Origin of the sequence: Rhizobium sp. L43 (genome assembly GCF_002531725.1) — a bacterium.
In the GTDB taxonomy this organism is placed as follows: domain Bacteria; phylum Pseudomonadota; class Alphaproteobacteria; order Rhizobiales; family Rhizobiaceae; genus Rhizobium.
This window is the reverse complement of sequence record NZ_NWSQ01000052.1, coordinates 1-17576: the sequence shown is the minus strand read 5'-3', so window position 1 is coordinate 17576 and position 17576 is coordinate 1. Positions and strand designations below refer to the sequence as shown.

Genomic DNA, 17576 nt, shown 5'->3' with positions numbered 1-17576 from the left:
CGGCAGGGGCGGAGCAATGCGGCCTGGGCGGACGCGCTGAAGGCGACCCATCCCGATCTCAGCGCCGCCGATGCCGCAACCATCGTGGGTGCCCTGAAGCAGGATATTGCTAAAAGGACAACGTTCCAAACGGTATCGGCCCAGGACCAGGCGAGGCTGGACGAGATCGCCAGGCAGACACCGCGGCAGTCGAGGCAGAGCAAGGGGGCCTGGGCGGACGCACTGAAGGCGGTCCATCCCGATCTCAGCGCCGCCGATGCCGCCGCCATCGTGGGCGCCGTAAAGCGGGCTATCGCCAGGAGGGCGGCTTTCCAGACGGTGTCGGCCCAGGATCAGGCGAGGCTGGACGAAATCACCAGGCAGACACCGCAGCTGCCGGGGCAGAGCAAGGGGGCGTGGGCGGACGCGCTGAAGGCGGCCCATCCCGATCTCAGCGCCGCCGATACTGCCACCATCGTGGGTTCAGTAAAGCATAATATTGCTAAAAGGGCGGCGTTCCAGACGGTGTCGGCCCAGGATCAGGCGAGGCTGGACGAAATCGCCAGGCAGACACCGCGGCAGTCGAGGCAGAGCAAGGGGGCGTGGGCGGACGCGCTGAAGGCGGCCCATCCCGATCTCAGCGCCGCCGATGCCGCCATAATTGTGGGCGCCTTAAAGGACGATATCGCCGTGAGGGCGGCGTTCCGGACGGTGTCGGCCCAGGATCAGGCGAGGCTGGACGAAATCGCCAGGCAGACACCGCGGCAGTCGAGGCAGAGCAAGGGGGCGTGGGCGGACGCGCTGAAGGCGGCCCATCCCGATCTCAGCGCCGCCGATGCCGCCACCATCGTGGGCGCCGCAAAGGACGAAATCGCCAGGAGGGCGGCGTTCCGGACGGTGTCGGCCCAGGACCAGGCGAGGCTGGACGAAATCGCGAGGCAGACACCGCAGCTGCCGGGGCAGAGCAATGCGGCCTGGGCGGACGCGCTGAAGGCGGCCCATCCCGATCTCAGCGCTGCCGATGCCGCCATAATCGTGGGTGCCGTAAAGCAGGATATTGCCAAAAGGGCGGCGTTCCGGACGGTGTCGGCCCAGGACCAGGCGAGGCTGGACGAAATCGCGGCGGCGACACCGCGGCAGGGGCGGAGCAATGCGGCCTGGGCGGACGCGCTGAAGGCGACCCATCCCGATCTCAGCGCCGCCGATGCCGCCATAATTGTGGGCACCTTTAAGGACGATATCGCCAGGAGGGCGGCGTTCCGGACGGTGTCGGCCCAGGATCAGGCGAGGCTGGACGAGATCAAGGCGGCGATACCGCAGCTGCCGGGGCAGAGCAAGGGGGCGTGGGCGGACGCGCTGAAGGCGGCCCATCCCGATCTCAGCGCTGCCGATGCCGCCATAATCGTGGGTGCCGTAAGGCGCGATATCGCCGTGAGGACGGCGTTCCAGACGGTGTCGGCGCAGGACCAGGCGAGGCTGGACGAAATCGCGAGGCAGACACCGCAGCTGCCGGGGCAGAGCAATGCGGCCTGGGCGGACGCGCTGAAGGCGGCCCATCCCGATCTCAGCGCCGCCGATGCCGCCATAATTGTGGGTGCCTCAAAGAAACGGATAGCCAGGAGGGCAGCGTTCAAGGTGATATGGAGTTGCCCCCAAAAGACCGGACATGCTCAGGTTTGAGATTGCGAGCTGATGAACTCGCGCGGCGATTGATATCCTAAAGCACTGTGTGGATGAAGATTGTTGTAATGCTCGAACCAGAATGGCAGTTGAGCGATGACGGTTTCAGCATCCGGGGTTGGATTGACCGAGACGTAGTCGCGCTTGAAGGTTTTGACGAACGCCTCCGCCATTCCGTTCGACTGTGGGCTTCGCACCGGTGTCGTGCACGGCTCCATGCCGATGTCGCGTAGCAAGGATGCGGTGTCCTTCGCGATGAAGCAGGAGCCGTTGTCGGTGAGCCATTCGATGGGCTCGGATAGCACGTTGATGCGGCCGAAACGGTTCTCGACAGCGGTGATCACGAGGTCCTGCACGTCTTCGCTTTTGATGCCCTGGGTGGTGGCGACATGGGCGATTGCCTCGCGGTCGCAGCAGTCGAGGGCGAAGGCGACGCGGACCTTCTCTTTGTTGTCACAGCCGATCTCGAAGCCGTCGGAGCACCATCTGACGTTCGAACGCTCGACGGCGACTTGGCCGTCGTGAAGGCGATCATCGACCGCTCCGGTATGACGCACCAGCAGCAGATTGTGCAGCTTCATCACCCGGTAGACACGCTTGGCATTGGGCCACGAACGCCCATCTTTCCGGGCATTCCGACGCAGGATGGCATGGACACGCCGATAGCCGTAGGTGGGCATGTCGGCGATGATGGCCTTGATGTGCTCCACCAGTTCTCGATCCGGGAGTGGCGGGCGTCCTCTGGCTCTGGAAGGGGAGCTTGCGGCACGCGCGGCGATATTCGAGCGGGCGACACCTAGAGTTTCGCAGACGGTCTTCATTCCAAAATCCCCCTCGGAAGAGAGAGCGAGCGCAACAGATGTTTTTTTGGGCCACCGGCGATTTCGAGAGCTTCCTTCAGGATTTCGCTCTCCATCGTCTTCTTGCCCAACAGGCGTTGCAACTCCTTCACCTGGGCCTGAAGCGCCCGGTATTCGGAAGCCGGAACAACCTCCTCTTCGGCGGCCGTCGCCGTCAGAGCCCCTTGGGACGCCAGTTTGCGCCAGGCGAACAACTGGTTCGGCTGGATGCCGTGCCGACGCGCGACGATGCTCACCGTCGCGTCCGCCTCATAGGTCTCGTGGATGATCGCGAGCTTCTCTGCCGTGCTCCAGCGCCGCCGACGTTCCGGCCCCCCGAGGACTTCCATCTTAAAATTGCTGCTAGTCATATTACCAACATTACTCCTACCCACTTAGCTAAGTGGTGGAGCATGTCCGGACCTTTCGGGGGCTAATTCAGCGTTCAAGGTGATATAGGACGGCTCATGGCTCATCACCACATTCCCTAGGAACTGCACCATCATGTGCGTTGGTTGTCCACCACGGGATTGCATGAGCATGTGAGAGCGCCGAATTTTTCTTCAGCCTGGAGGCCAATACCTGGCTCGAGATCGAGATTTAGGGGCACGACGGCCGGCGCATTCCGGCTGACTAACACGCCGAGAGCGACCTCGTCTTCGACGGCGCGGATCGCAGAATGTCGGCTCGCATGCCGCTGCGACCATCGGCCTGCTCCTCGCAAGATTGGCGCCAAGGCCGCCGTCGAACGATGACGAGGAGGCAAGTTTTCCCAAAACGTTCTTTAGCATAGAGGTAGAAGGATCGGTACAGCGGGGTTGCAGTGCCCGGGCGGCTAGGGTGACTAAGTGCGTGCACTCCACGACCGTCTAACGGGTTCGGTGTCCGTCAATTCGAAATCGCAGGGATCTGCACGAGAGACCGCGTGGTTGCCCTGCACGATTAATGGAAGCAGGGTCGACAGTCACGTTGGGGTCCGGTAGGTGCGCGGTAGAACGGGAGATTGGCGGCGGGATTCGATTCCTTTTAGAAGATCACGCAAAGCCGCATCACACCCATTGTCAATAGAATATACCGCGACGATGGTTATTAGACTTCGACTTCCGTCGAAAACGGCAATGGCGCTCGCGAAGGAGGCCGGCCGCTGCGAAACCCCGCCATCTCCGCACCCCACTCCTTCGCTCCAACTGGGAGCGAAATGAATGAGGCAACGTGCGAATCTCGGGGAGCATCGTTACATGCGGTCAATACGGATCTCATCTAGATTGTCGCCCTATAAGCCTCGTGCGGCGGTCCGGCGGAGCGCAGGAGATTACATGCCGTTGAAGTGCTCGAGGCGTTCTACCACTGACGGCGGGTCGCTGCACGCGCGATGGACCCGCCGGCTGGCCGCTCGTTCGATGTGGGGCCGCGCCCCGACACCCCCAAGACCGATCGCCGACGACGCCATCCACCTTATGCAGCACCCATTGCACACTCTGCGCTTCGAATCCTCCACTAGGCAGAGCGGCAGACGGCCGAATGGTTGCAGCTCCGAGGCTTTCTCGCGCTAGCAAGCTGAAGCGTTTGACCGGGTGGCGTGGACCTCGCACGTCGGCAATCTCGTATACCTCATCAGGTCAATTCGAGGCCAGCTGGCGTTGAGCTTCACATGTATCACACCAAGCCCGTCGCCTTGGTGCGGACCCTGGTGCTGGCGCGGAGGCGGCCGCGCGAAGACTCCGTAGTTGGAGGCCTTCCGGCTCACGTTTGCAACGGTATTCCGCAGGTTGCCCTTTGCACCGACTGCCCCCCGCGCTATCGGTGAGTTGATCCGACACGAAGTCCAGCGACCAACGATCATTGGCAGCCAGCGGGATCAACACCAACGCTTGCCTTTCGCTCGTTTCCGGCCATGGCGCTTGCGCATCGTGAGCTTCTCCTCCCGATGGAGCCGGAAGAGCTTCTTGTGGTTCACAAGGTGTCCTTTGCGCCTCAGCACATAGCTGCATCAAGATCCGAAGCGGCGGCGTTCACGCCCCAAGCATTCACGACATATACGAATGTCGATTGTGCATGAGCAATCGCGTCTGCTCATTGCTAAACGTTGAGAAACAGAGGCGCGACGATCTTTAATGTCGGGAAAACTGGGATTTTGGTCATGCTCGATGCAGATCATTTATTAAAACCGATCAGCGACGGCAACGCATGCGGGGATGCTCTCGATTACGATCTGAGCTTCCTGGAGCTCGAGATCGCGTCGCATGGCAAGCCGCACCAGCAGATAGGCGACTCCATCGCCACCGAGGAAGCTCCCAATTGGACAGAGGTGTGGCGGCTTGGCCTCGACCTTTCTGCCCGCACTAAGGATCTAAGAGTCGGCATCTTGCTCACACGATCCGCCCTCAGTCAGTTCGGCTTCCCTGGTCTAAGTCAGGGGCTTGAGCTGCTCGCGGCCTATGTCGAGCTCTACTGGTCAGAGCTACATCCGCGACCGGATCCAGAAGATGACGGAGATCAGACCGTTCGCCTCAACGCTCTGGCAAGCCTCTGCGATCTCTCCGGGATCTTGGCGGAAATACGCCAAGTTCCACTCACCGCCTCCAGGCAATTCGGGGCATTTACGCTCCGCGATTGGGCTGGTGCGCTACGGTCGCAGTCTGCGGAAGTTGATCGTTCGACTATCGAGCTCGCTTTCACCGACACCGACCCACTGCAGCTCGAGCAGATCAGCACTGGTCTCGACGCCAGCCTAGCAGCCGCCACCGATCTAGACGCGAGTGTTCGGCGGCACGTTGCGAGTGACGAGGCCGTTCGATTCGACCCTCTGATAGTGCTACTCACCCAGGCCAAGGATCTGGTCGACGTCCATCGGAAAAGGGCCCAGCCTGCCGCCGCGGCATCTCCATTGCCAGACTCCAGCAAGGCCCCATACCCCGACGTGATCCGCAACCGCGATGACGTTGTCGAAATCCTTGGCCGCATTTGCCACTGGTACCAGGTGAACGAACCCGCGAGCCCGCTATCAGCCCTTCTGGAGCGCGCGCAGCGACTTGTCTCGAAGGACTTCATGGCTCTTGTCAAAGAGTTGGCGCCAGAAGGGGTTGCCCAGTACCGCTCGATTGCCGGCCTGGCGGTCGATGAGGGCACGTGACGTGCGTAATCTTCCTAATCAGGAGTGGAACACATGACAAAGGCGAGTAGTCAAAAGTTCATCGCGCGGGTTCGTCCGCCTCGCGTACAGATCGAATACGACGTGGAGACCTATGGCTCTCAGAAGAAGGTTCAGCTTCCCTTCGTGGTCGGCGTGATGTCCGATCTCGCTGGCAATGCTGCCGAGCCGCTTGCTCCTGTCGCGGAGCGTAAGATGATGGAGATCGATATCGACAATTTCGATGATCGGCTCAGATCGCTGAGGCCCAGGGTGGTGATGCGGGTGCCGAACCTATTGACCGGAGAAGGCCAACTCGCTGTCGACTTGACCTTCGAGCGGCTCGAAGATTTCTCGCCGGCGGCCGTGGCGCGCAAGGTCGACAGCCTTAGCAGGCTGCTCGAAGCGCGAACGGAGCTCTCCAATCTGCTGGCCTACATGGACGGGAAGAACGGTGCCGAAGAGTTGCTCACCCACTTCCTCGCCGATTCGGCACTGCTAAGCGCCCTCGGCAGTGGCATCGAGACTGAGAAGCCTGATGCAGTGGTTGCCGCTCCGCCATTGGCATCCCCAGACACAGAGGAGAACTGATCGTGACGCCTGCAGATGCCACAGATGTACAGGTCGCCACCGTTGATCTCGGCGATTTCACCCGCATGCTTCGATTCGAGTTCAGGATCCGCTCGGACCACTCCCGTGACTTGGTAGAGAGTGCCGTCCGAACACTGGCCGAGCAGGCACTTCAAAACACGTCGCTGATCAGCGACGATGTCGTCGCGACTATCCAAAAAATGATTGCTTCGATCGACCAGAAGCTTTCTGCGCAACTCAACGAGATCCTCCATCACGAAAATTTCCAGCGCGTGGAATCAGCTTGGCGGGGCTTGCATCACCTTGCCCTCAACACCGAAACCGATGAGACGTTAAAGATTCGCGTTCTCCCAGTTTCAAAGGTGGAGATGTCCCGAACTTTGCGGAAATATAAGGGTGTCACCTGGGATCAGAGTCCGCTATTCAAAAAAATCTACGAAGACGAATATGGCCAAATCGGCGGTGAACCCTATGGCTGCCTGATTGCCGACTACTATTTCGACCATACCCCACCGGACGTAGAGTTGCTTTCGGGACTCGCGCAGATCGCGGCGGCGAGCCACTCACCGCTTATATCTGCCGTCTCACCACATCTGCTGCAGATGGATTCTTGGCGTGAGCTTGCGAACCCGCGTGACATCACCAAAATCTTCCTCACTCCCGAACATGCTCCTTGGCGAGCGTTCCGCGAAAGCGAGAACTCGCGGTACGTGGCCCTGACCTTACCACGCACCCTTGGCCGGCTGCCCTACGGGGCCAAAACCAACCCGGTCGATGAATTCGCCTTCGAGGAGGACACAGACGGCGGCGACAGCGAGAAATACCTTTGGACGAACGCAGCCTACGCCATGGGCGTAAATATCACGCGCTCGTTCAAGCTCTATGGCTGGCTCTCCAGAATTCGTGGCGTCGAATCCGGCGGCCTCGTCGAGGGCCTGCCGGTACATACCTTCCGCAGCGACGACGGTGGCGTCGACCTAAAATGCCCCACTGAGATCGCGATCAGCGACCGCCGTGAGGCCGAACTCTCCAAAAACGGTCTTCTACCGCTGTTGCACCGCAAGAACACGGACCTCGGCGTATTTATTGGCGCTCAGACTATTAACAAGCCGGTCAAATACGAAGACCCCGACGCGTCAGCGAACGCCGAACTCAGTGCCCGGCTACCCTACATCTTCGCAACCTGCCGCTTCGCACATTATTTGAAGTGTATGGTCCGGGACAAGATTGGCACGTTCAAGGAGCGCCACGAGGTCGAGGAGTGGCTCAACCAATGGATTCAGGGCTACGTCCACCCCTCGCCCGAGCTTGGGAGCGAAGAGAGTAAGGCACAGCAGCCGCTCTCCTCGGCCGAGGTCAAGGTGGAAGAGGTCGAAGATAATCCCGGATATTACGTTGCGAGATTTTACATGCGGCCACACTATCAGCTCGAAGGCCTAACCATCTCTTTGAGACTGGTCTCGCGCCTGCCATCCGCCCGCAAGGGCTGAGAAAACCCGCAGATGATTGTGCTCCGTTCTCGGCGCCAAAACTCGGGAATGGCTGCCCTGGGCTGGCCGATGCAATCCAGGCCCAATCAGATCAACGAGATAAGGAAAATCCATCATGGCGTTCGACGCGGTTATAAAGTTCACGCAGGCGTCCAAGGACGGCATTTTGCCCAAGGGCGAATCTATCATTCTAAAGGACGGTATCACGCTAGCGGACGAATGGAGCTTTTCACTCGAAAACAAGCTGAACATTGGGCCTCATACCGCCGGGGCGGGCGCGGGCAAGGCCGAATTCGAGGTCTTCACTATCAAGAAGCAGGTGGATACGTCATCGCCCTCTTTGTACGTTGCCTGCGGTCGCGGCGCCCACTTCAATAACGTTGAACTAAAACTTTTCAAAGCGACGGGGAGCGGACAAGCTACATCAGAATCGAACCTGTTCTTGCACTGGAGTTTCAATATGCTGGTAGTCGAGAAGGTCGAGTGGTCCTATGCGGAAGAGGCCCCCGAGGAGACGATCACATTCCGGTTCGGCGCCTGCAAGGTCATCTATTACAGGCAGGATGAAAAAGGCGCTCTTACCAAAGCAGGCGAGGGCATCTGGAACCAAATCGCGAACAGTACCGACTTCAATAGGCTCGTCGGCTGATGGGGCCATCGGGAACGGGAATATTCCGGGCCGCGCGCGAAAACGGCGGATCGCCTCTTCGATATTGCACCTGGAGATTGTAACATGGGCAGAGATGTTAAGCGGGATCTCGTGCAACCATCCCTCCTGGACCGGCTTACGGACGATGAGCCGCGCAGCTCGTGTGAAGCGCAGGACAAGCGCAGTTTCTCTGTTCGCCAACTGGAAGAGGTGATTCTACGCGATGTTTCCTGGTTGTTGAACACCAACCAATTGGGTGCAACCGTAGATCTACAAGCGTACCCTCACGTAGCGGCCAGTGCACTTAATTATGGTGCCTGGCCTCTCAGCGGACAAATTCGCGAAGGCATGGATAAGAGCGCATTGCGCGAAGCGATAATCGAGAGCCTTCAGCGCTTTGAGCCGCGTCTCTTACCGGACACCCTCAAGGTGACGGTCCTGGACGATGGTCAGGGTTGCGGCACTTTTCGCTTTAGGATCGAAGCCGATCTGTGGGCGCAGCCATTGCCGGTGCGAATGGTGATGCGTACGGAGGTAAACTCCGAGCTCGCATCCGCCCGCGTCCTTCATCTCGGTACAGAGATAAGCTGATGGATCCCCGGCTCCTGCGACTGTACAACGATGAACTTGCTTATATGCGCGAGATGGGGGCCGAGTTCGCCCGCGCATTCCCGAAGGTCGCCGCCCGGCTCGGGATGGAATCAGTGGAGGTCGCCGACCCCTACGTCGAGCGGCTTCTGGAAGGCTTCGCTTTCATGGCGGCGCGGGTGCAATTGAAGCTTCAGTCTCGCTTTCCGGAATTCACCCAGCACCTCCTGGAGATGGTCTATCCGCATTTTCTACCGCCGCTCCCGTCGATGACGATCGTGCGCTTCGAGCCCGACCAGGAGGCCGGACGACTTGAGAATGGATACGTCGTGCCGCGGGGAACCAAGCTTTTGGGCCGCCTTGCTCCGGGTGCCGTCACACATTGCGAGTTCCGCACGGCCCATGATGTGCATCTCTGGCCAATTGTGGTAAGCGCTGCCGATTATTTTTCGACGCCGGGGCAGATCGCCGCACTGGATCTTCCGGCCCGGCAAGATGCGAAGGCTGCTTTGCGACTACGCCTTCGCACCACCAATGGCATGCCGTTCAATAGACTCGCACTAGACGCTCTCACACTGCACCTAACAGGCCCCGGTGGCATCGGCGCCGCACTCGCCGAACAGCTTCTCGGTGACGCATGCAATATCATAGCCCGTCCGGTCGGCCGGCCCATCCCTTGGCAGGAAAAGATTCCGGTTCATGCGCTGCAGCAGCGCGGTTTGGAGCCGAGCTGTGCTCTCCTGCCCGAGGTGCCACGCTCTTTCGACGGGTACCGTCTCCTACAGGAGTATTTCGCCCTCGCGGAGCGGACGTTGTTCGTCGAGGTTAGCGGGCTGGCAGACGCAGTAGCCCTGTCAACTGCCGAGACCCTTGAGATCGTCTTCGCACTTGGACGTGTCGAGCCACGGCTGGAACGACAGCTCGGACCCCAAAATATCGTTCTCTTCGCAACGCCCGCGATTAATCTGTTCGAACGCCAGGCAGATCTCGTCCACGTGAGCGACAAGAACACCGAACATCATGTGATTGTTGACAGGATGAGGCCGCTCGACTTTGAGGTCCACTCGATCCTCGAGATGAGCGGAGACGGGGCGAAAAACGAAGCGGCTCCCGTGAGGTTCTACCCGTTCTATAGCATCAGCGCGCACGGTCAGGAGGAGCAGCATTCCAGATACTACGCGATCCGGCGGGAGCAGCGCCTCATGTCGGAGCACCAGCGTCTAAATGGCGCGCGGACTGGCTATATCGGCAGCGAGACGTTCGTTTCTCTAGTTGATCGCCAGGCGGCTCCCTATTCGGCGGAACTCCGGCATTTGTCTGTAAACTGCCTGTGCTCGAACCGGGACCTGGCGCTGCTGCTGCCGATTGGCCGGGACGAGACAGACTTCACCCTGGAAATCGGCGCTCCAGTTACCGCCACCCGGTGCGTATCGCCCCCGAGCCGACCGCGCCACTCTTTCGCCAATGGCGATATCACCTGGCGATTAATTAGCCATCTCTCACTGAACTACCTCTCGATCAGCAATTCCGATAGGAACGACCACCGGGGCGCAGAAGCGCTGCGTGAACTCCTCCGCCTCTACGTCGATCCAGTCAATGCCTTCGCCTCACGGCAGATCGACGGGATCCGGGAGATCCGGTCCAGGCCTGCGGTCAGGCGATTGTCCAGCGGTGGACAAGCCGCCGTAGCACGTGGGATTGAGGTTGGTATCATCCTGGACGAAGCGGCCTTCGAAGGCGTTGGCATCTTTCCGCTCGCCTCCGTGCTCAACCAGTTCTTCGCAAAATACGTATCCATCAACAGCTTCACCGAGATGGTCGTCTCGACGCTACAGCGCGGGGAGGTAATGCGATGGCCGACGATGGCCGGCCGCCGGGCGATCCTTTGATTTCGGGGGCACTCGGCGACTTCCTAAGCTCGCTTGGGGCCGAGCCGCATGCCTGCGACTTCTTCCAGGCTCTGCGGCGGATCGATGCAATCAGCTCAGATCGGCCTCGGCTGGGAGAATCGAGCGGTCCCAGCCTGGATCGTGTGCGGATCGCCCAGCAGCCCTCCCTTGCATTTCCGACTCGATCGATCGCGGGCGTGACTGCGCACGAGGAGAACGATCCCGTAATCTCCACCTACGCCTTCGGCTTGTTTGGACCCCACGGTCCCCTCCCATTGCATCTGACGGAGTACGCCCTTCTCCGGCAGCACAACGCCGCGGATGAGACGCTGATCCGATTTGCTGATACCTTTCATCATCGAATGGCCTCGTTCTTCTTCCGCGCATGGGCGGAGGGCGAACCGACCGTGAGCTATGACAGGCCACAAGAAGATCGATTTGCCCTTCAGCTCGGCGCGCTAGCCGGCTTCGGGATGACCTCCCTGCGCGCGCGGGATGCTATGCCCGATCTGGCCAAACTCCACTTCACCGGCCGTCTCGCCTCACACACCCGCAACGCCGAGGGGCTCGCTGCCATCCTCGCCAGCTTCGTCGAGGCGCCGGTTGATATCCGTGAATTTGTCCCAAAATGGGTCGAGCTGCCCCGCATATCGCTCTGCCTCCTGGGCCGCGACCCGGGCACGGGTACGCTGAACAGCACGGCTGTTGCAGGTGCGAGGATCAAAGTGTGGCACCATCGGTTCCGACTCATTGTGGGTCCCCTCAGCCTGGCTCATTACGAGTCGCTTCTGCCCGCAACTCCCGGCCTCAAGTCGATAGCGCAGATCATCTCCAACTACCTTGGAGATGAACTGGACTGGGAGATTAACCTCGTTCTTCGTCAGGAGCAGGTCCCGGAAGTGCAGTTGGGTCGCTGCGGCAGACTCGGTTGGTCCAGTTGGATGGGCAAGCGGAAAAGGCGCCAGCACGCCGATGACTTGACAACTACCCCAACTGACCGCGGCCCACCGGCTGCCGCATGGCACTCTCCCGAAACGGACATCCATGATGCGGCGGGCCCGCTCGACCTTCTTTTCGGGCGGGGAGAAGATCTCGTTGGCGAGATCGATCTGGATCGGATGAATGGCCCACGTGCCCTCGATGCCAAGTGCGGCGGCACGGCGGGCGGCGGCTTGGAAGGCCCGTTATGACAAGCATCGGAAGCCAGACTATCTTCAGTAAGCTCAACGCAAACTGCAATGAGACCGCCAAGGCCCTTTGCAAAATTCGCCGTGACGCCTCTTTGGAATGTTCTCGCCATTTTGACGCCCTTGAGGCTTCAGCAGCGGAGAGGCCGATCGAGGCGACGATCGCGGCGAAACTCGACCACCGTGGTTGTCCGCTAGGGCGCTGCGCCCTGGGCCTGGCTGAGAATTCCAGGAGATACGTCGTCGCTAGCACCGCCGGAATCCGCCAACTCATCGATGTTCTAAGGCCGCATGGCGAGATTTGGGTGGGAGTTAGCGTGGGTGAGTTCCAAGAGGCCCACACGCTTTCTTCGCCCCGCCCCCCCCGCTTGGCTCTGACGATGCGGGCCAGCAAGCCATCTTGGCTGAGCAACGGTCTGCGATTTCGATGCACGAGATAAACGCCTTTCTGCATCTTCGCCGATGGCTTCGGCGGCATCTTACTCACGCTATCGGGCGCAACCGCGCCTTCTCATCAAATCTGCGGAACACACACCACCATGGTCCTGTCAAGAATCGAGAGTCTCTTAAGGCACAATCGTTTTGTTGCGGTCACTTCGGCCGCGTCCGAGTTGAATGAAATCTCTCTCCGACGGCTCAGTGGCACCGAGCGGCTGGGGGAACCTTTCCTCTACGAGGTGAAGCTCGCCAGCCGCAATCCAGTTCAGAACTTTGCTACGATTCCCGGTCAAAGCCTGACAATCGGGCTTAAGCTCAAGGACTCGCAAACGCGCTTCTTCAACGGTGTTGTTACGCGCTTCCAATATCTCGGCCTCGACGATACCGAGCACCTCAACTACGTGGCGCAGGTGCGCCCGTGGATTTCATTGCTCGAGCATCGCTCTAACAGTCGGGTCTTTCAGAACAAGACCAGCATCGAGATCATCACCACGATTTTTCGAGAACATAAAGGCAATTTCAAGAATCAGACCGCCCGACGGTTCCCAGAGCGCCCATATTGCGTCCAGTACGATGAAACGGATCTGGCCTTCGTCAGCCGCCTCATGGAGCAGGACGGCATCTACTACTATTTTGAACATGCTGAGGACCAACATGACCTCGTGCTGGTCGACAACGCCGCGAGCCACATGGCCTGCACGCCTGAGATCGTGGAGACCCACCACAATCTCAGGCCTGCCCGAAGTCTTTACCAAGAAGACGTCATCCTGCATTGGGACGAGGTCGTTTCGCTACAGCCGAACAAGGTCGTTCTCAGGGACTATGACCATGAGAAGCCGATGGCAGAACTCACGTCTGTCGCGCGCGTTCCTCCCGTGAGGACAGGCGGCATTCCGCCCCGCAAGCTCACGGGAAGCGCCATCACCCGACCGCCGGAGAGCGTGGCGGTCAGAACGGGCGAGACCTCGTCGGGAAGCAGCGGCTGCACGGCAATGCGGGAGGTCTTCGAGTATCCAGGCCACTATACAAAAAAAAGCGATGGCGATTTCTACGCCACCATCCGTGCCGAGGAACTCGCCTGCAACGCTTATCGCGCGCGGATCGAAAGCACTGCGCGCCAGATAACGACCGGGTCATTATTCAAGGCCGCAAATCCCTTCTACTACGGCCAGGTCGGTTCCCGGCCGAAACCCACCGATCGCTTTCTGGCAGTCGGACAGGACTTCACTGTCATCGGAGAGGTGGGGGACGATCTCACTGCGGACACCGTGGGGGGGAAGGGCGAGCGCTTCCTCTATCACAGCAACGTAGAGATTATCCCCGCGACCACCCAGTACCGCCCGAGGCGCCGCACATCGGCGCGGTTGATTCACGGACCGCAGACGGCCGTCGTCGTAGGCCCCGAGGGCGAGTCGATCGCGACGGATAAGTACGGCCGTGTGAAGGTTCAGTTCTTCTGGGATCGAGAAGGCGAAAAGAACGAGAACAGCTCCTGCTGGATTCGGGTGGCCCAAAACTTCGCTGGTAAGGGTTTTGGCAACCTGGTCGTCCCACGGATCGGCCATGAGGTCGTCGTTGATTTCATCCACGGCAATCCCGACACGCCCCTGGTGACCGGCGTCGTATACAACGGCTCAAATCTGCCGCCTGAAACCCTGCCGACTGACAAAACGCGGTCGACTTTCCGGACGCATACCGATGGCGGCGCCGCTAATGCGTACAATGAACTGCGCTTTGAGGACAAGCAAGGCCGTGAGGAGGTCTATTTGAAGGCGCAGAAGAATCATACCGTCGAGGTCGGGAATATCTACAGCATCGACGTCAAGAGACACTTCCTCCTGACCTCGGGCGTCGCCGCGCCCGCGTCCTCTGCCGCAGCGGCCTTGGGTAGCCGCGTCGAGGTAACACCCGACAAGATCCGCCTTGTAGTATCGGGCAGAACCGGCCCCCAGGCCATCGAAATCAGCGCCGATGGGATAGCCATTATCGGCACGATGATTGGCGTTATGGCAACGCCTCCGCGGCTCGGGTCCATCGTCTCCATGCCGCCGCCGACACCGGGTCCACCCACGCCGTCGATAATGAAGCTTATTGCGACACTCGGGCTGCCGCCTGTGACGCCCGAGTGACACGATGTCAAGGTGAACTGGTTCTGGGTCTGGGCTGTCCGGCAGTCGTTGCCTTTAAGTCGTCAGGGCCCTGCAGGCGTAGAGATCAACAGCGGAACGGCTTCGGCGTCGTAAGCTGACCTACCGAATCAACGCGACACCGCGAGATTGCCCGAAAATGAGGAAAGGTTATGGTGCGTGAGCGTTTGTTCCGGGAACTTGCGCCTCAGTTGATGGAGTTGCCTCGCGAAATCGGCCGCAAGCGGCTCCAAATGCGTCTAGTTTATGTCTCCACCAAGCTGGAGTATAGCCCATCGATGAGGATGAAATACCTTTATCACTCGGCGTCACGAAATTGCCATCAGGGCGCGGGCGGCGCAAAAATCAGCGTTCTCGATCTGGGCGTCATAGCGCTGCTTTGTAGGGCGGCCTCTCGCCTCGAAGCGCTTCTGGCGGAGCGTGGCCGCCTCGAGCAGCAGTCGAAGCCTTTCGCCATGCTCGAAGGTGTCTCGCTTCCGTTTGCGTTTCGAGTTTCTGATGGGCGCTGGCCATGCCTGTCAGGCCGAGTTCGCGCAGCATGTCAATGGTGGAATTGGTCAACGTCGCGATAAGAATCATGCGCTGTCCAGCTCGAGGAAGGCCGCTGGCCATGCCCCCGAAGCATAACGGGATACGAATTTGGTATTGGAAGGAAAGGTCGCGACGGAAATAACATCAGCAGTGACGCAATGACCTAAGGAGCGTCGCAATGTACGGCAGAAGGCAGGGGGGTGGTGGCAATAGTTCCGAACAAGGAAGCCCAGGCTCGGCACTTGTGTCCTTCGGGCGAACTTGCATGCGAGCCACTTTGTAGAAAGGATTACCCGCTCTCGCGTATCAGAAAGGTGCGATGCTTATGGCCTAGAGGCCTTGCTGCCGGTTGGAAACCTCGCAAGCTGGACCCGATACCAACAGTCCTCAAGCGCATCGGCCATTTCCACATCCCAGCATCGCGTATTCGTTGATCTAACTACCCGAGACTCCAGCCTACGGGCCTTTTTGGATTCATCGGCGATCGAGGACTCTGTCGCCTATCAGTTGAAATAGGGTTTCGTGGCGAGCCAGCAGAGGGACAGCCCATGGATGAGAAAAACAGCCCCATTGTTTGCATCTCGGGTGTGGACGAACGAAAGCTCGGCGCCGCTCTAATCGCGGTCCAATCGGCATTTAGTGTCGCGATTGCGGAACTATCGAAGCTTCACAAAGGGAACAATCCTCAGTGGTTCGAAGACCTGGAGGAGGTGGTAATCGCTAACGCAAAAGGCACAGTCACCGAGGGCATCTCGCTGGATGTCGAGGTAGAAAGCCTCAAATTCGGCATCGACGTCCTTCGGGCGATCTTGGATGTAAGCCGCGTTGAGCTAGGCTTTGCAGCAAAGGAATAACCCTTTCGCCCAAACGAGGTGTCGATCTTATTTGGCGCGTCCAAAACATGCTCAGCCTGGACCGTCGACGCGCCTGCCTCTCGGAGGCGCTGGACAAGCATGCGCTGCTGCTCGATGATCACTTCACCGCGCAGCAAGTGGCGCTCGACCATTTCGAGTGCGGTCTCGACAGGGGTCTCCATAACCAATAAGCCGCTGACATTCTGAGCCACGGATCGGGGGCGGCAGCAGCCTCACCGATTTTTTCATCAATGGTGGCAATGTCACCATTGCCCCTAACGGCGGCCTTCCCGCGATCCTGTAGCAACTGGCGTGGCTTGCCGGATTGTTGCCCACAATCACCGCGGCAAGACCAGCAGGCTTGCCGATATCAGCTTGAAACCCCTTGACCGCGTCGATGACCGTTGCAGCCGTGGCCTTGCCTCGATGATAATTGTCATGTCTTTCGGTGACCTGCCCCTGCGAATTTCCTCCAGAATTGATTAGAGTCCGGCCCATCAAAGGACGGACGAATGAAGAAGCAGAGATTTACCGAAGAGCAGATAATTGGGGTGCTGAAGGAGCAGGAGGCTGGTGCGAAGGCGGCCGACCTTTGCCGCAAGCACGGAATTTCGGAAGCCACGTTTTACAATTGGAAAGCCAAATACGGCGGCATGGAGATCTCTGAGGCGAAGCGGCTGAAGGCGCTTGAAGATGAGAATGCCAAGCTGAAGAAGCTGCTCGCCGAGCAGATGTTGGACGCAGCAGCACTCCGCGAGCTTCTTTCAAAAAAATGGTAGGGCCTGTCGCCAAGCGTGACGCCGTCACGCATCTGAAGACCGTCATGGGTCTTTCGGAACGGCGGGCCTGCCAGATCATATCCGCCGACCGCAAGACGATCCGTTATCGGTCAAGTCGACCGCCGGAGGTAGAACTGCGGGCAAAGCTACGTGACCTCGCCAATGAGCGGCGGCGTTTCGGCTACCGGCGGCTGTTCGTCCTGCTTCGGCGGGAGGGAGAACCGTCCGGGGTCAATCGCATCTATCGCCTTTATCGCGAGGAGGGTCTCTCTGTCCGCAAGCGCAAAGCCAGACGCCGTGCTGTCGGCACGCGAGCTCCGATTCTGGTCGAAGCGAAGGCCAATGCCCGCTGGTCGCTGGACTTCGTGCACGACCAGTTCGCTTGCGGAAGGAGGTTTCGCGTGCTCAACATCGTCGATGACGTGACGCGCGAATGCCTGGCGGCGATCCCGGACACCTCGATCTCCGGTCGTCGCGTCGCTCGCGAACTGACGACCCTCATCGAACGGCGCGGCAAACCTAAAATGATCGTCTCCGACAACGGCACGGAACTCACTTCGAATGCCATCCTTGCCTGGTCGAAGGATCATAAGGTCGAGTGGCACTACATCGCGCCGGGAAAGCCGATGCAGAACGGCTATGTTGAGAGTTTCAACGGGCGCATGCGCGACGAACTGCTCAACGAAAGCCTGTTCTTTGGCCTCGACCATGCCCGAAGCGCCATTGCTGAATGGGCCGACGATTACAATCCTGTTTCATAACACCCATCTTTCTATGTCATTGAAAGGAATAGATTTTCCTGATC

General features: G+C 59.5%; 11 protein-coding genes and 5 pseudogenes. 13 read left to right on the top strand and 3 right to left on the bottom strand.

The annotated features are described in order from the left end of the window. Positions 1-1659: pseudogene (locus tag CO667_RS33420) on the top strand (hypothetical protein); the annotation flags it as partial. Here CO667_RS33420 and CO667_RS33415 read toward each other — a convergent pair. Beyond that, positions 1650-2869 (bottom strand): IS3 family transposase gene (locus CO667_RS33415; protein ID WP_096772081.1). Its coding sequence is split into 2 segments (ribosomal slippage): positions 1650-2533 and positions 2533-2869, totalling 1221 coding nucleotides; the frame shifts between segments, so codons are not numbered across the junction. The pseudogene CO667_RS33420 and the gene CO667_RS33415 sit on opposite strands and share 10 nt — an antisense overlap. A 1428-nt stretch (positions 2870-4297) precedes the next feature. Continuing rightward, positions 4298-4512: pseudogene (locus tag CO667_RS33405) on the bottom strand (IS3 family transposase); the annotation flags it as partial. 126 nt (positions 4513-4638) lie between these two features. Between CO667_RS33405 and tssA the strand changes: the two are divergent. The 7 genes and pseudogenes from tssA to tssG form a co-directional block, all read left to right on the top strand. Next, entirely contained in the window at positions 4639-5631 is a 993-nt protein-coding gene (gene tssA / locus CO667_RS33400) for a type VI secretion system protein TssA (protein ID WP_007636664.1), read from the top strand. A gap of 33 nt (positions 5632-5664) precedes the next feature. Beyond that, the gene (gene tssB / locus CO667_RS33395) at positions 5665-6219 is read left to right on the top strand and encodes a type VI secretion system contractile sheath small subunit (protein ID WP_096772082.1); all 555 of its coding nucleotides are present in this window, start codon (positions 5665-5667) and stop codon (positions 6217-6219) included. 2 nt (positions 6220-6221) lie between these two features. Further along, on the top strand, positions 6222-7709 hold the full coding sequence (gene tssC / locus CO667_RS33390; RefSeq protein ID WP_007636661.1) for a type VI secretion system contractile sheath large subunit: 1488 nt from the start codon (positions 6222-6224) through the stop codon (positions 7707-7709). 115 nt (positions 7710-7824) lie between these two features. Then, complete coding sequence (locus CO667_RS33385) at positions 7825-8358, top strand: type VI secretion system tube protein Hcp (RefSeq protein WP_007636660.1); 534 nt, start codon at positions 7825-7827, stop codon at positions 8356-8358. Positions 8359-8442: 84 nt separating this feature from the next. Continuing rightward, positions 8443-8949, top strand: coding sequence for a type VI secretion system baseplate subunit TssE (tssE, locus tag CO667_RS33380; protein ID WP_054185915.1), 507 nt, complete (start codon positions 8443-8445; stop codon positions 8947-8949). Then, positions 8949-10835 (top strand): type VI secretion system baseplate subunit TssF, encoded by a 1887-nt coding sequence (gene tssF / locus CO667_RS33375; RefSeq protein ID WP_096772083.1) that lies wholly within the window; start codon positions 8949-8951, stop codon positions 10833-10835. The genes tssE and tssF overlap by 1 nt, the downstream gene beginning before the upstream one ends. After that, a pseudogene (tssG, locus tag CO667_RS33370) lies at positions 10799-11770 on the top strand (type VI secretion system baseplate subunit TssG); the annotation flags it as partial. The gene tssF and the pseudogene tssG, both read left to right, overlap by 37 nt. Positions 11771-11875: 105 nt before the next feature. Here the strand turns inward: tssG and CO667_RS36435 are convergent. After that, positions 11876-12013: pseudogene (locus tag CO667_RS36435) on the bottom strand (CoA ester lyase); the annotation flags it as partial. Between the two features lie 548 nt (positions 12014-12561). On the opposite strand from CO667_RS36435, the gene tssI reads away from it, so the two are divergent. The 5 genes and pseudogenes from tssI to CO667_RS33345 all read left to right on the top strand — a co-directional run. Continuing rightward, a complete protein-coding gene (tssI, locus tag CO667_RS33360) occupies positions 12562-14589 on the top strand; it encodes a type VI secretion system tip protein TssI/VgrG (RefSeq protein WP_096772086.1) in 2028 nt (675 codons plus the stop codon). Between the two features lie 170 nt (positions 14590-14759). Next, the gene (locus CO667_RS35585) at positions 14760-15179 is read left to right on the top strand and encodes a hypothetical protein (RefSeq protein ID WP_170961528.1); all 420 of its coding nucleotides are present in this window, start codon (positions 14760-14762) and stop codon (positions 15177-15179) included. 507 nt (positions 15180-15686) lie between these two features. Further along, positions 15687-15992 carry a hypothetical protein gene (locus CO667_RS33350; protein WP_097622224.1) on the top strand — a complete coding sequence of 102 codons (306 nt, stop codon included), beginning with the start codon at positions 15687-15689 and terminating at the stop codon, positions 15990-15992. A gap of 47 nt (positions 15993-16039) precedes the next feature. After that, on the top strand, positions 16040-16183 hold the full coding sequence (locus CO667_RS35580) for a hypothetical protein (RefSeq protein ID WP_170961552.1): 144 nt from the start codon (positions 16040-16042) through the stop codon (positions 16181-16183). Positions 16184-16504: 321 nt separating this feature from the next. After that, a pseudogene (locus CO667_RS33345) lies at positions 16505-17520 on the top strand (IS3 family transposase); the annotation flags it as partial. Between the last annotated feature and the right edge of the window lie 56 nt (positions 17521-17576).

Bases quoted from the DNA above. Each gene is read 5' to 3' on its own strand.
- tssE (WP_054185915.1), top strand. From the start codon at position 8,443: ATGGGCAGAGATGTTAAGCGGGATCTCGTGCAACCATCCCTCCTGGAC.
- tssA (WP_007636664.1), top strand. From the start codon at position 4,639: ATGCTCGATGCAGATCATTTATTAAAACCGATCAGCGACGGCAACGCA.
- tssB (WP_096772082.1), top strand. From the start codon at position 5,665: ATGACAAAGGCGAGTAGTCAAAAGTTCATCGCGCGGGTTCGTCCGCCT.
- CO667_RS35585 (WP_170961528.1), top strand. From the start codon at position 14,760: ATGGTGCGTGAGCGTTTGTTCCGGGAACTTGCGCCTCAGTTGATGGAG.
- tssI (WP_096772086.1), top strand. From the start codon at position 12,562: ATGGTCCTGTCAAGAATCGAGAGTCTCTTAAGGCACAATCGTTTTGTT.
- CO667_RS35580 (WP_170961552.1), top strand. From the start codon at position 16,040: ATGCTCAGCCTGGACCGTCGACGCGCCTGCCTCTCGGAGGCGCTGGAC.
- tssF (WP_096772083.1), top strand. From the start codon at position 8,949: ATGGATCCCCGGCTCCTGCGACTGTACAACGATGAACTTGCTTATATG.
- CO667_RS33350 (WP_097622224.1), top strand. From the start codon at position 15,687: ATGGATGAGAAAAACAGCCCCATTGTTTGCATCTCGGGTGTGGACGAA.
- CO667_RS33385 (WP_007636660.1), top strand. From the start codon at position 7,825: ATGGCGTTCGACGCGGTTATAAAGTTCACGCAGGCGTCCAAGGACGGC.